Raw genomic sequence first — 12,983 nt, forward strand, 5'->3', positions numbered from 1 at the left:
CATCCCTCCATTCATTTAATCCCTGCGGAAGAAACCATATACACCCGTTGTTTGAACAATATTTGTAAAAGCATTCGGATCCACTTCTTTTATGATTCTTTCAAGGTCAAATAACTCATAGCGGGTGATGACAATCATCATCATTTCCTTATTTTCATTTGTAAAAGCTCCCTTTGCAGGAAAGGTTGTTATTCCCCTGACAAGATGGTCATGGATCGCTTTTTTCATTTCTTCGGATTTTTTCGTGATGATCAGAGCTGTAAGTTTTTCATGTCTGGTGTGGATAGCATCAATAACCCTGGTAGAAGCATAAAGGGTTACAAGAGTGTATAGCGCTTTTTCCCAGCCATACAAAAAACCTGCTGTAATAATAATAATGGCATTAAGAGTGAAGAAATATGTACCGACTGGTTTGTCTTTCATACGTGACAAGACCATCGCTATGATATCCATTCCTCCTGTGGATGCCCCCCATTTAAGTGTAATCCCTACACCTACAGCTGCTATGACACCTCCGAAAACGGCATTAAGCAAGATATCTTTTGATACGTGGATTACAGGTATCACTTCAAGGAAGAAAGACATCAGGAAGACACTAAAAAAACTATAAATCGTAAACGAACGGCCAACCTTTTTCCAGGCCAATATGGTAACAGGAATGTTCAGAATGAACAGCAATATCCCTGTTGATCCGAAATCACCCAGAATGCTTGATAAGAGCTGTGCCACCCCTGTAAAACCGCTTGCATATACATTAGCGGGTATCAGAAAAAAATTCATCGCGACAGCATTCAATATCGCGCCAATCAAAACAATAAAAACTTTCTTAGTTTCTAGCCAAACCATTTTTTACCCCCTGAATTTTTATAGTTTCTTTACCCCAATAAGGTGCATTTTCAACACAATTCATTGTTTTTTCTCCTTGATTTCTATAAACTGAATTCATATAGTTTGAAAGCAGGTGAAAGATAATGTCAGTAAAAATTCTAGCTGACAGTGCGTGTGACTTGCCGCTTAGCTTTTATAAAGAACATGGCGTCACACTTTTCCCGTTACAAGTCCAACTGAATGATGGAGAATATGAAGATTTAGTCACCATAGAACCTAAGGAAGTTTATAGAGCTATACGGGAAGGCCAAATGCCTAAAACATCTCAGGCATCCCCTCTTCTTTTTGAAGAAACGTTCAATAAAATGGCAGAAAACAATGAAGATGGCATTTATATTGCTTTTTCCTCCGAACTTTCGGGTACATATCAGACCGCTGTCATGATCCTTGAGCAAGTAAAAGAGAAATACCCCGATTTCCAATTAACCATCATCGATTCCAAGGCTGCTTCATTGGGATATGGATTAATTGTGAAGGCTGCTGCAGCTGCTGCGCAATCAGGCGCATCCAAGGAAGACCTCCAGAAAGTAATCGAATATCACTGCCGGAACCTCGAGAGCTTATTTACGGTAAATGATCTTGAATACCTCGCAAAGGGCGGCCGCGTTTCGAAAGCCTCGGCATTTCTTGGCGGACTTTTGAATATTAAACCTCTTTTAACAGTAGAAGATGGAAAACTTGTGCCGATTGAGAAACTGCGCGGCAAGAAAAAGCTGCTTCGCCGCATTATTGAGCTGATGAAAGAAAATGGGACTTCCTTTGAGATGCAGACTGTCGGCATCAGCCATGCCGATGATGAAGCCACAGCTCTTGAAATGAAAAAGCTGATACTGGACGAGCTTAATGCCAAAGAAGTATATATTACATCCATTGGCTCCGCAATCGGGGCTCATACAGGCCCAGGGTCTATAGCGATATTCTACTTTAAGCAAATTTAAACCATAAGTGCGGGATACATACTCCATTTCATTCTGACAGACAATATAACTGTACTTCAGTTATATTCCTGAAGGCTAAACCCATCAGTATGAAAGGAGTATTTTTATTATGCCGCATACTTCCGATAATGATAAGAAAGCGAAAGATAATAATGCACTTCTCCACGAAAAAAATATGATGCGCGAGAAAAACCGTAAAGCCGGGAAAAACCAATATTCCAAAAAGACAGATCATCTTTAATAATAAAACGGGCAAGCATTGGCTTGTCCGTTTTATTACTTTTTGCAGTTGATTAGTCTTTCTTAATATATGTCCAGCCTTCTTCCTGATAAATCCTGCCTTCCTTCATAAGCCGGCCCAAAGCTCTTTTAAAAGAAGCTTTGCTTAACTGAAAACGCTCCTGGATATCTTCCGGGGCACTTTTATCGCCATATGGCATCGCACCGCTTCGGCTTTCAAGATAAGAGATGATTTTTTCGGAATCATCATCAAGTGCTTCATGCTTTCTTGGAATGAGAGAAACATTCACTGTCCCATCTTCTTTCACATCAACTATGCGGCCTTCCACTTTCTCTCCAAGACGGGGCTCTCTTTTTCGCTGGGATTCATGGATAAAGCCTTTAAAGCCCTCAGCTGTATAAATCCAGCTTCCCACCTTTGCGGTTCTATAAATATGTCCGTGAATATTCTTATTATATTCACTTTTGGTTGCTTTAATTGAAATATCGGTAATGACAGGATCAGTAGCCATTTTTACATAAATTCTGTTATTCTTATTTACCCGGAGTGTAATGTATAATCTATCTCCTTCAATCGGCCACACAGCTTCGTGGACAGGAAGATCCTCCTCCCCAAGGAGCATGTCTTTCTGAATGCCAATATTGATAAATACACCGATGCCGGGCTTTACATCGCTTACATGTGCCCATCCATATGTACCAGCCTGAACCTCGGGAATGACAGTTGTTGCTGCGATTCTTCCCTGTGAGTCCATGTAAAGGAAAGCCTCAACCTCCTGCCCTTCTTCGAGCTTTTCATCCGTCTCATTCTGATGAAGAAGAACATCCTCCTCTCCATCTGTCAAAAAATAGCCAAATGCCGCTTCCCTTGAAACGATCAGCTTAACAGCACGGCCCAAATTCTCTTCTATAGCCATCTCTTTTCCTCCTTCTCAGCAGTAAACAGCAAATATTCATTATATTAAATCTTTCCCAAAAAAGATCACATAACTCCTAAAGTTGTTTGAACTGCTATATTTTACTATAATAAGGACAAGAAGTGAAACTTAAATTGTTATCGCCAAGGAGGCTGTCATGTCTAAAGAAAGCTCATTTGATATTGTATCTAAAGTTGACTTTTCTGAAGTAACCAATGCCATTAATATTGCCATGAAGGAAATTTCCACCCGCTATGACTTTAAAGGCAGCAAAAGTGATATAAAGCTTGATAAAGAGGAGCTTGTGCTTCTATCTGATGATGAATTTAAGCTTGACCAGCTTAAGGATGTTTTATTAGGCAAGTTAATTAAACGGGGCATTCCTGTAAAAAATCTTGATTACAGCAAGATTGAGGGAGCATCAGGCGGAACGGTCCGCCAAAGGGCAAAGCTTGTCCAAGGCATTGATAAAGAAAATGCCAAGAAGATCAATACCCTGATTAAAAACAGCGGATTAAAGGTGAAGAGCCAGGTTCAGGATGATCAGGTACGTGTGACCGGCAAAAACCGCGATGACCTGCAGAAGATTATTGCTGCTGTTAAAGAGGCAGATTTGACAGTTGATGTTCAATTCGTTAACTATCGCTAAAAAAAGCAAACGGAAAACTCCGTTTGCTTTTTTGTTCGTTTAGTTTATCCATTCATGCTGCAGCTATTTAACAAATTTATACATCAGCAATTCATCTGCATAGGTCCCATCTTTTCTTTTTATATGTTTGACTTTGCGGCCTTCCTCCTGAAATCCGAATTGCCTGTACAGGTGGATAGCCCTCTCATTATATGCAAAAACCTCAAGGCATATTTTTTCCAGACCAGGTTCTTCCTCCGCCCATTTCAGGAATTGTTTCATCATTTTGCTTCCCAGCCCCCGGTTGCAATGCTTCTCCTGTATTGTGATGCCGAAATAACCCAGATGGTTCACTTTTTTGCTTTTTGACCGCCGAAAGTTCAGCATTCCAACCACTTTGTTGCCAACTTCCGCTACTAAAATAAGATCCCCAGTTCTAATACTCCGCTCAATCCACGCTTCTTCTTCTTCAATTGTTAAATTAAACTCATCCGCCTCGGTCATTAAAAAATCCGTTTCTCCAAAAGCCTTCCGGCAATGAGCGAGAATGGCTTCCGCATCACTTTTGGCAGCTGATCGAATCTCCAATTCCTGTTCCCCCACTCTTTTTAAATCCATTATATAAGAGTGATGCAAATAATTTCCATGTTTTTTTATCATAATAAAATGGAATTAGAAGAGTATTAATGATTTGGAGGGATATTGTAAATGTCTAATACTCAAAACAAACCACAGGAATTTCCGCCTCAGCATCAGGATCATCAGCCCGGGACAGAGGCGCCAATGCAGCCTGAGCCCCAAACGGTGGATCCCAATTATAAAGGGTCTGATAAATTAAAAGGAAAAGTTGTTTTAATAACAGGCGGAGACAGCGGCATAGGTAAATCAGCCGCCATTTATTTTGCCAAAGAAGGAGCCAGCGTCGCGATTGTCTATCTGGAAGAACAAGAAGACGCAGAAAAGACTAAAGAGGCCATCCAGGCTGAGGGCCAGGAATGCCTGCTGATCTCCGGTGATATCGGAAGCGAAACATTCTGTAAGGATGCAGTCAGTAAAACACTTGATAAATTTGGTCAAATCGATGTACTGGTGAATAATGCAGCCGAGCAGCACCCTCAAAAAAGCCTGCTTGATATCACTGCTGAACAGCTTGAAAAAACATTCCGAACAAACATCTTTTCTTTTTTCCATCTGACAAAGGCAGTACTGCCACACCTGAAAAAAGGAAGCTCCATCATCAATACTGCATCAATAACCGCTTATGAAGGAAACGAACAGCTAATCGACTATTCTTCTACAAAAGGAGCGATAGTCTCCTTCACACGCTCATTGGCCAAATCGCTGGCTGGACAGGGAATTCGCGTAAATGGAGTGGCTCCAGGACCTATTTGGACACCGCTTATTCCATCTACATTCACAGCCGATAAGGTATCAAAATTTGGATCAAATACTCCAATAGGCAGAGCAGGACAGCCTTATGAACTGGCTCCGGCCTATGTCTATCTGGCCAGTGATGATTCATCTTATGTGAGTGGCCAGATGATCCATGTCAACGGCGGAACAATTGTAAATGGGTAAAGTGAAACTTCAATCAGCGGGGGTTCTCTTTATCCCCCACTGATAGTTAGTTGAGGCCCACAGGACAAGGAAGGCTTCGTCAGCATGAGCATCGCACGACCAAATGCGTCAGCTTTTGGGAGGAAGTGGGTCACAAAGACGTTGCCACAGGACAAGGAACTACGGTAGCGATACACCGCACGACCGAAAGCGGCAGCTTTTGCGAGGACGTGGCTTTCTTAGTCTTTGTTCGTTTTTTGGGCCTTTACATTATAAAGCGAGGCGACTTGCCCAGGGGTGACAAGCATAAGACGAGCAGATGGCGGGAAGTGCTTTTCTTCCCATCCGCTGATTGGCTTATGACCTCGAGCCCCTGGGAGCCGCAGCTGGATTGGGCAGTTTGACCCTCACTTATCCTATTTTGATTACTCTGAGTCTTAAAGTGGGGGTCTTACTGCCCGTTAGACTGCGATAAACAAAATGAAAGGAAAGCCTGCAGCAGGCTTCCCTTTTTTTATGATACTATCTCTGGATCTTCAGTTAGCGGGCTGCTGCATGAACAGCGTTTTACAATTTTATGTGGAATAATAATGCGCTTTACTGGCTCCCGAGGGTTTTCAATTCTGTATATGAGACTTCTGGCAGATTCAAATCCCAAATCGAAAATGTTGATATCGACAGAAGTCAGCGGGGGTCTGGACATTTCAGCTAACAGCACGTTATTAAAGCTGATGATTGACATATCCTCAGGAACTTTTATTCCCAATTCATCCAATGTATTCAGGACGCCTAATGCCATTAAGTCGTCGGCAACCACAAGGGCGGTTGGAGGTTTATCAAGGGAGATGAGGCCTCTGACAGCCTCCTGGCCTCCTTCTTTTAAGAACTCCTCATGAACAATATATTCATTTACAAGTTCAATGCCAGCATCCCTTAAAGCTTTTTCATAGCCAAGAAGGCGTTCAACTGTAACGGTTAAATTCAAATTTCCCCCGACAAATGCGATTTGCTTATGGCCAAGCTTAATCAAGTATTCCGTTACCTCTTTGGCTGCACGGAAATTATTATTATCCACGTAAGTGATTTCTTCTTCATCTGAAAACGGCTTGCCTATAACCACAAACGGGAAATCTCTTTCTTTTAAGAAGGCAAGGACTTTATCCTCCACTTTTGAATAAAGCAAAATTACTCCATCTACCCGGCCGCCCTGTACCATCTGGATGACGCCTTCATAGATTTCATCATCCGTTTTTCCGGTTGTCATATGGAGGGCATAATGCCTTTCATGCGCACCCTCACTCAGACCTCTAAGTACAGTAGGGAAGAATGGATTCTGAAATACAACATCTGTGGAACTGGGCATTATCAGTCCAATTGCGCGGGTTGACTGGCTTGCAAGACTGCGGGCAATAAAATTCGGATGGTATCCTAATTGTTCCATTGCCTCTCTGACTTTTTGCTTGGTTTTCTCGCTGATGCGAGGATTGTTGGCAATAACCCTTGAAACAGTAGAAGGCGCTACTTTTGCCATCTTCGCAACATCTTTAATTGTGACTGCCATAGAATCACCCTCTCTGCAGAGCCGCTTAATAGTTAATTATTATTATAAAACAAAAGTATGAATTTCTCCGTTTCTATTCTGCAATTCCTTCTCTTCACCGTTAATAATAAGTGAAAAATCTTCATTTGCACCATGAACAATCAGTTCAATTTGCGTCCAATCCGGCTTGTAATTTCCTGATTTCTCAATATCCAGACGTAATTGATTAGAGCCGCAAACGGCATGGAATGTGTGGAGAAGAAATTCACCTTCTTCATAATTAAATGTATTTCCATCATCATCATAGAGAGTAAAAGTTGAATCCACTCCAACTTCAAAGTAATAATGAAGAAATAGTTTAGCATCAGGTATGTTTGTGGACTGCTTAGTTTCTCCTAAAACAATAAAGGATCCTGATTTAATAAACAGTGGAAGTATATCCAATTCAGCTTCTATTAAATGATATTTTTGCCCTTCCAGTATTTCACCAGTCCAATAATTAACCCATTTGCCTTTTGGCAAATAGATTGATCTGCGGGTTTGAGATGGCTGCAGGATCGGAGCACAAATTACATTGTCCCCTATCATGAATTGATCTGATAAATTATAAGTATTCTTATCGTATGGATACTCCATAAAAAGTGGACGCATAATCGGCAAACCATTACGGCTCGCTTCTGCAAAAAGATTGTACAAATGAGGCAGCCATTGATATCTTATTTCGATATATTTCTTAATAATTTTTTCATATTTCTCTCCAAAGGACCATGGCTCCTGCCGTATAAATCCAAGAGCACTATGATTACGGAAATAAGGCGTGAAAGCTCCCACCTGAGTCCATCGCGCCAGAAGTTCTCCATTGGAATCATGGGCAAAACCTCCAACATCCGGACCGGAAAAAGGAATACCTGACAAGCCTAAGTTCATGACCATTGGAAGTGACATCTGCAAATGCTCCCAAAATGAACGATTATCACCTGTCCATACAGCTGCATACCTTTGAACACCTGAATATCCTGCTCTTGTCAAAAGGAATGGCCGCTTCCCATTTAAAAGGTCCTTCATCCCGCTATAAGTTGCTTCACCCATATACTGGCCATATAGATTATGAAGCTCCCGGTGAGTTTTAGGTTCACCGTCATTCCGATGCATCACTTTTACATCCATTGTCTTTGACTCGTTGAAGACAGCCGGTTCATTCATATCATTCCAGATGCCTTCAATTCCTAAATCACTGTAAAATTTATGCTTAGAACCCCACCACTCGCGCACTTTGGAATCAGTAAAGTCCGGGAAGGCACTCTTGCCTGGCCAAACATCACCGAAATAGATATTCCCTTCAATATACTTGCAGAAATGGTCTTGCATGATTCCTTCCTGGTATACATGATATTCAGGATCTTCTTTAACACCCGGATCCACAATAGGCACTATCCTGATTCCCTTTTCTTTTAAATCCTGCACTAATTTTTGTGGATCAGGAAAACGATTCTTATCAAATGTAAAAACTCTGTATTCATCCATATAATGGATATCAAGATATATAACATCAAGCGGGATGCCTTTTTCCAGGAAGGAACTTGCGAGCTCTCTTACCTCTGCTTCTGTTTCATAACTGTATCTTGATTGGTGATATCCAATTGCCCATTTCGGAGGCAGAGGCATTTTTCCAGTCAGATAAGTGTATTGCTCCAGAACATCCTTTGGCGAAGGCCCTGCCATGATAAAGTAATCCATATTTCCGCCTTCAGCAGAAAAAGAGTAGACGGTTTCTTCTGTTTTCATATCGAATGTGCTTTTGAACGTATTATTGAAAAATAAACCATGTGCATAGCCGTCTCTAAGTGTCATAAAGTAAGGAACCGACTGGTATAAGGGATCGGTCTCAGGGTTATGGGGGGCATAAACATCGCTATTCCACATGAAAAGCTTTTCTCCCCGTTTATTCAAAAACCCCGTTTTTTCACCAAAACCATAAAAAAAGTCGGCTCCGTCCATTTCTTTAAAACAGATTACTTCTTTGGAAGCTTTTTTGAACCCCATCCCTTTTATGCTTTCATTTACCAGCGAGCGACCTGTCCGGTCTAAGACATTAATTCTGATCGGAGATTTGTTAATAATAATATTTAATGCATCAGTTGTGATTCGAATAACATCAGCTTCTTCAACTGCTGTAAACACAGTATTAACAGGTTTGGAGACGATGGCAGGGCTGTTTCCCTGCTGTGTCTCACCAAAGAAATTAATGTTAAACCTAACAATGTCTTCCCTGTAAATCAAAACTTTCAATTCCCCTGAATCAGTTGAAATCCCTACTCCATTTTCTTCTTTATTTAAAGAGATGAATTTGCCGATATCCTGAAACCCCGACTCCAATATCTTTTTCTCGTTATCTGGATGAATCGCAAAACTTGTATCTTCGAGCATAAAAGGGCTCCTTCCATTTACCAAAAAGACGCTAATTGGTTCATGTTTTATTGACTTTTAATACAGAACCACTATTCTTTCTTGGCATTTCTATTTTTAGACCGCTTCCATATTAAATATATAAAAATCATAAATGCTGTATAGACAGCAGCAATTGATACAATATAGGGTATGTTAAGTCCGGTCTTTTCCTTGAGGACATACACTTCAGCTTCTTCACGGTCAAGAATCAATGTATAACTGCCATCCTTACTGGATACCAGATCTCCTGCAAGCATCCCTTGAAGTTCTTTGCCGTCTTCCAATACGTCACTATCAATTACTGCTTTCTGTGATTCGGCTGTATTATTGATAGCCACAATGGCTGTTTCATCTTCAAATTGACGTTTATATACCGCGAAGCCATTGTCTTCTTTTATCAATTCCATAGTACCTCTTGTCAGAGAAGGAAGCTGCTGCCGGACTTCACCTAGCTTAGTAATATAGTCGATTAATTCTTTATCTGTACGGAAATCCATTTGTCTTCTGTTATCCGGATCATTGCCGCCGTCAAGAGCAATCTCACTTCCATAGTACATAATCGGAATTCCAGGGCTTGTATATAAATAGGTTAATGCCAGTTTCCACCTTGGTCCCGGGTGCTGGTTTTGGCTTATTGCATCCCTGGTAAAACGTACAGTATCATGGTTATCCATAAATGTCCCCATTAGATAAGGATTTTCATAGATGGATTTATTCCTATCCCAGGAAGTGAAAAGCCAGCTCAATGATTGATCCGGTTTGGCAAAAGCAGGACGCAGAAAATCATTCAGAGGATAATCAACAAAACCATCAATACCTGTCTCCTCATACTGCGCTATATATTCAGGACTGTCAGACCACACTTCCCCCAGCAGATAAAAATCTTCTTTTTCGCTTTTTACTTCCTTTGAAAATTCAGTCCAAAAATCCTTGGAAACATGTTTAACAGTATCTAACCGTAATCCATCAATATCAGTTTCTTTAATCCACCATTTAGCTGCATCAATAAGATAATTTTTAACCTCAGGATTTTCCTGGTTTAAATCAGGCAATCCATAGATCCACCCATTTTCCAGATCGGTTTGGTTTTCCCAGTTTTGGATATCCTGTTTTTCATGAAACCATTCGTTTTTCTCAGGATCGTTCAACCATTCGTGATTGTAGCCAACATGATTAACCACAAAATCCAGAATCACTTTCATATCCCTCTTATGCGCTTCTTTTACAAGGGATTTAAATTCCTCGATGGTTCCAAAATGTTCTTCAGTATTGTAAAAATCCTTTATCCAATATCCATGATAGCCTTTAGATTCGTTATCAAAGACTGGCGTTAGCCATATGGCAGTAAAGCCCATATCCTTAATATAATCCAGCTTATCGGCAATTCCTTTAAAGTCACCGCCATGATAGGCTTTTGGATCTTTAACATCAACCTCATAATCATTATTGGAATCACCATTATTAAAGCGATCCACCATTAAGAAATAAATTGATTCATCTTGCCATTTACGCTCTTCTTTTTCAATTGCTCCGACAGGCAGGGCATAAAAAAGAAGAAACGGGATTAAGATGAAGATGGATACTCCTTTTTTCATCGCCGCTCCTCCTTTGTATTTTCAGGCCGTTTTCAATTAAATAAAAGCGGGCCCGTAAAGTTTCAGCCCTTTAAGATTAGCCTTTTGTTCCCCCTGCCGTCAAACCAGACACAAAGTACTTCTGGAATGATAAGAAAAGGATTGAAATTGGGATAGCAATTAACACAGAACCAGCTGCAAAAGTGGTAAACTCTGCGCCATATTGTCTGGAAACCAGTTCATATAATCCAACTGCCAATGTGTAGTTCTCCGTAGATCTCAGCATTACTTTTGCTAAAATAAAATCCGTAAATGGCGCAATAAATGTGAACAAAGCAATTACCGCAACTATGGGTTTTGCAAGCGGCATAATGATCTGCCAGAAAATTCGGAAGTGGCCGGCTCCATCCATTCTTGCGCTTTCATCCAGTTCTTTAGGTATGCTGTCCAAATACCCTTTCATTAGCCATGTATTCATCGGAATGGCACCGCCGACATAGATCAGAATAAGCCCAAAGTGTGAATCTAAGAGACCTGTAACCTGAGCCAGTACAAAGATGGCAATAAGCGCAGCAAAGTTCGGAACCATCTGTAAAATTAAGAAGGTGGTCAAGCCGTTTTTCCGGCCAACAAATCTGTACCTTGAAAATGAATAAGCCATCAGGCTAATGACAATTACAGAAAATGTCATTGTAATAAAAGAGATTTTCAAAGTATTCCAATACCAGATTAAGTAGCTGCTCTGTTCGGGATCAAAGATTGTACGATAATGATCAAATGTAGCATTCTTTGGGATTAGAGAGGAGTTCGTTAAACTTGTTCCTGGTGTTAAAGAAGCTCCAATTGCCCATAGAATTGGATAGACGATGATCACTGTCATAAACAAAATCACTAAATAAGTCAGTGACAGCCTGATGAATTTCTGCCTTTTTGTGCTCATTTACATCATATCCTCCTCTTGGAATGCCTTTGTTCTCTTGAATTGCCACAGTGCCACTGAAATAACAATAGCTGAGAGAATCATAGTGATTGCGGCAGCCATTCCATATTCCGATTTCGTAACTGTCAGGTTATAAATCCAGGAAATTAAGATATCTGTTCCCCCTGCATTTTGACCCGAAATTGCCGGACCTCCCATATTGAACAAATAAATAATATTAAAGTTATTAAAGTTAAAGGTATATTGTGTGATAAGGATTGGTGCAATTGAGAACATGATCAGAGGGAACGTAATGTTTTTGAACTTCTGCCACGCTGTTGCCCCGTCTACAGTTGCAGCCTCATACAGTTCATCCGGTATAGCCTGAAGGACTCCTGTAACCATTGCAAAAATAAACGGAAAACCAAGCCATGTCTGTATCATAATCAAAGCTGCCCTGGTCCAAAAAGCTTCTGTCATCCAAGGAATAGGTCCAATTCCGATTGCATCAAGAACCACATTGTTTATAGCTCCAAAGGTTTCATTAAATAATCCAGAGAAAATCAAAATGGATACGAAAGCAGGAACAGCCCAGGGAAGAATCAGTATAGTTCTGATAATGGCTTTTCCTTTAAGATCTTTTTGATTTACTAAAACAGCCAGGAAAATACCCAGCGCAATTTGGAATGTTGTTGCGCCAAATGTCCAGATGACAGTCCAGGCAAAAACACTTACAAACGTTTCTCTCCAAATATCAAGGGTTACCAAACGTGTAAAGTTGTCTAAAGCTACCCAGTCCATCAGCTTTGCTGGCCATTGGTGATAAAGGTTATAGTTTGTAAATGACAGCAGCAAAACGAACACGATAGGTAAAATAACAACGAAAACCAGAAGGAAAAATCCCGGAGTAATCATCAGATAAGGGAAACCTTCATCAATTAATGTATGATATTGATCTTTTATCGAGCTTAAAGGCTGGTTTAAGTCTCGTTTTTTTCCATTTTTATAGGCATCACGCAGGCTGAAAAGAACAAACCCTGCTGCAAAGAAAATCAGAATCACTGAAATGATTCCATAAACTAGTAAAAATATAGAGTTATCACGGGGCAATTTTTCCCCAAGGGTTACCAGACCCCATAATCCAATATTCAGGAAATCTTTAAAAGCTATGACAAATGAAAACGATAATATTAAAAAAGCAATACCTTTAATAAATTGTCTGTTGTATATCTGGCCGAGACCAGGGATGATCGATAGCCAAGCAGCGATCTTTCTGTGATTAGACTTGTATACTTCTTCCATTGAAAGGATTCCCCTTTCTGCCATTTCCCTTA

General features: G+C 40.5%; 12 protein-coding genes. 4 read left to right on the forward strand and 8 right to left on the reverse strand.

The genetic code is table 11. The features are described from left to right. Nucleotides 1-15: 15 nt before the first annotated feature. Entirely contained in the window at nucleotides 16-846 is an 831-nt protein-coding gene (locus ACTHRG_RS08695) for a YitT family protein (RefSeq protein ID WP_440231017.1), read from the reverse strand. A gap of 125 nt (nucleotides 847-971) precedes the next feature. Here ACTHRG_RS08695 and ACTHRG_RS08700 point away from each other — a divergent pair, with 125 nt between their 5' ends. Together ACTHRG_RS08700 and ACTHRG_RS08705 are read left to right on the forward strand one after the other, a co-directional pair. Next, entirely contained in the window at nucleotides 972-1,826 is an 855-nt protein-coding gene (locus ACTHRG_RS08700) for a DegV family protein (protein ID WP_076261261.1), read from the forward strand. Nucleotides 1,827-1,935: 109 nt separating this feature from the next. Then, the gene (locus tag ACTHRG_RS08705) at nucleotides 1,936-2,067 is read left to right on the forward strand and encodes a DUF3941 domain-containing protein (protein WP_009331260.1); all 132 of its coding nucleotides are present in this window, start codon (nucleotides 1,936-1,938) and stop codon (nucleotides 2,065-2,067) included. A 52-nt stretch (nucleotides 2,068-2,119) separates the two neighbouring features. Here ACTHRG_RS08705 and ACTHRG_RS08710 read toward each other — a convergent pair whose 3' ends face one another. Next, on the reverse strand, nucleotides 2,120-2,983 hold the full coding sequence (locus tag ACTHRG_RS08710; RefSeq protein ID WP_076261259.1) for a CvfB family protein: 864 nt from the start codon (nucleotides 2,981-2,983) through the stop codon (nucleotides 2,120-2,122). Nucleotides 2,984-3,140: 157 nt separating this feature from the next. Between ACTHRG_RS08710 and ACTHRG_RS08715 the strand changes: the two genes are divergently transcribed. Continuing rightward, on the forward strand, nucleotides 3,141-3,632 hold the full coding sequence (locus ACTHRG_RS08715; protein ID WP_035327116.1) for a YajQ family cyclic di-GMP-binding protein: 492 nt from the start codon (nucleotides 3,141-3,143) through the stop codon (nucleotides 3,630-3,632). Between the two features lie 63 nt (nucleotides 3,633-3,695). Here the strand turns inward: ACTHRG_RS08715 and ACTHRG_RS08720 are convergent, their stop codons facing one another. After that, nucleotides 3,696-4,199, reverse strand: coding sequence for a GNAT family N-acetyltransferase (locus tag ACTHRG_RS08720; RefSeq protein ID WP_083675398.1), 504 nt, complete (start codon nucleotides 4,197-4,199; stop codon nucleotides 3,696-3,698). Between the two features lie 120 nt (nucleotides 4,200-4,319). Here ACTHRG_RS08720 and ACTHRG_RS08725 point away from each other — a divergent pair, with 120 nt between their 5' ends. After that, complete coding sequence (locus ACTHRG_RS08725) at nucleotides 4,320-5,189, forward strand: SDR family oxidoreductase (RefSeq protein WP_076261255.1); 870 nt, start codon at nucleotides 4,320-4,322, stop codon at nucleotides 5,187-5,189. A gap of 493 nt (nucleotides 5,190-5,682) precedes the next feature. Here the strand turns inward: ACTHRG_RS08725 and ACTHRG_RS08730 are convergent, their stop codons facing one another. From ACTHRG_RS08730 to ACTHRG_RS08750, 5 genes are all read right to left on the reverse strand, one after another. Continuing rightward, nucleotides 5,683-6,729, reverse strand: coding sequence for a LacI family DNA-binding transcriptional regulator (locus tag ACTHRG_RS08730; RefSeq protein ID WP_076261251.1), 1,047 nt, complete (start codon nucleotides 6,727-6,729; stop codon nucleotides 5,683-5,685). Nucleotides 6,730-6,771: 42 nt separating this feature from the next. Further along, complete coding sequence (locus ACTHRG_RS08735; protein ID WP_076261249.1) at nucleotides 6,772-9,135, reverse strand: glycoside hydrolase family 31 protein; 2,364 nt, start codon at nucleotides 9,133-9,135, stop codon at nucleotides 6,772-6,774. Nucleotides 9,136-9,206: 71 nt separating this feature from the next. Continuing rightward, nucleotides 9,207-10,751 (reverse strand): alpha-amylase family glycosyl hydrolase, encoded by a 1,545-nt coding sequence (locus ACTHRG_RS08740; protein ID WP_076261247.1) that lies wholly within the window; start codon nucleotides 10,749-10,751, stop codon nucleotides 9,207-9,209. A 76-nt stretch (nucleotides 10,752-10,827) separates the two neighbouring features. Further along, the gene (locus tag ACTHRG_RS08745) at nucleotides 10,828-11,670 is read right to left on the reverse strand and encodes a sugar ABC transporter permease (protein ID WP_061794119.1); all 843 of its coding nucleotides are present in this window, start codon (nucleotides 11,668-11,670) and stop codon (nucleotides 10,828-10,830) included. Beyond that, the gene (locus ACTHRG_RS08750) at nucleotides 11,671-12,975 is read right to left on the reverse strand and encodes an ABC transporter permease subunit (RefSeq protein ID WP_386852630.1); all 1,305 of its coding nucleotides are present in this window, start codon (nucleotides 12,973-12,975) and stop codon (nucleotides 11,671-11,673) included. It abuts the gene before it with no gap. Nucleotides 12,976-12,983 lie beyond the last annotated feature (8 nt).

This window comes from Cytobacillus sp. SAFR-174 (genome assembly GCF_051964675.1).
GTDB lineage: Bacteria > Bacillota > Bacilli > Bacillales > Cytobacillaceae > Cytobacillus.

Coding starts and splice junctions, on each gene's coding strand:
- ACTHRG_RS08740 (WP_076261247.1), bottom strand. CDS start 10,751: ATGAAAAAAGGAGTATCCATCTTCATCTTAATCCCGTTTCTTCTTTTT.
- ACTHRG_RS08700 (WP_076261261.1), top strand. CDS start 972: ATGTCAGTAAAAATTCTAGCTGACAGTGCGTGTGACTTGCCGCTTAGC.
- ACTHRG_RS08745 (WP_061794119.1), bottom strand. CDS start 11,670: ATGAGCACAAAAAGGCAGAAATTCATCAGGCTGTCACTGACTTATTTA.
- ACTHRG_RS08735 (WP_076261249.1), bottom strand. CDS start 9,135: ATGCTCGAAGATACAAGTTTTGCGATTCATCCAGATAACGAGAAAAAG.
- ACTHRG_RS08730 (WP_076261251.1), bottom strand. CDS start 6,729: ATGGCAGTCACAATTAAAGATGTTGCGAAGATGGCAAAAGTAGCGCCT.
- ACTHRG_RS08710 (WP_076261259.1), bottom strand. CDS start 2,983: ATGGCTATAGAAGAGAATTTGGGCCGTGCTGTTAAGCTGATCGTTTCA.
- ACTHRG_RS08750 (WP_386852630.1), bottom strand. CDS start 12,975: ATGGCAGAAAGGGGAATCCTTTCAATGGAAGAAGTATACAAGTCTAAT.
- ACTHRG_RS08725 (WP_076261255.1), top strand. CDS start 4,320: ATGTCTAATACTCAAAACAAACCACAGGAATTTCCGCCTCAGCATCAG.
- ACTHRG_RS08695 (WP_440231017.1), bottom strand. CDS start 846: ATGGTTTGGCTAGAAACTAAGAAAGTTTTTATTGTTTTGATTGGCGCG.
- ACTHRG_RS08705 (WP_009331260.1), top strand. CDS start 1,936: ATGCCGCATACTTCCGATAATGATAAGAAAGCGAAAGATAATAATGCA.
- ACTHRG_RS08715 (WP_035327116.1), top strand. CDS start 3,141: ATGTCTAAAGAAAGCTCATTTGATATTGTATCTAAAGTTGACTTTTCT.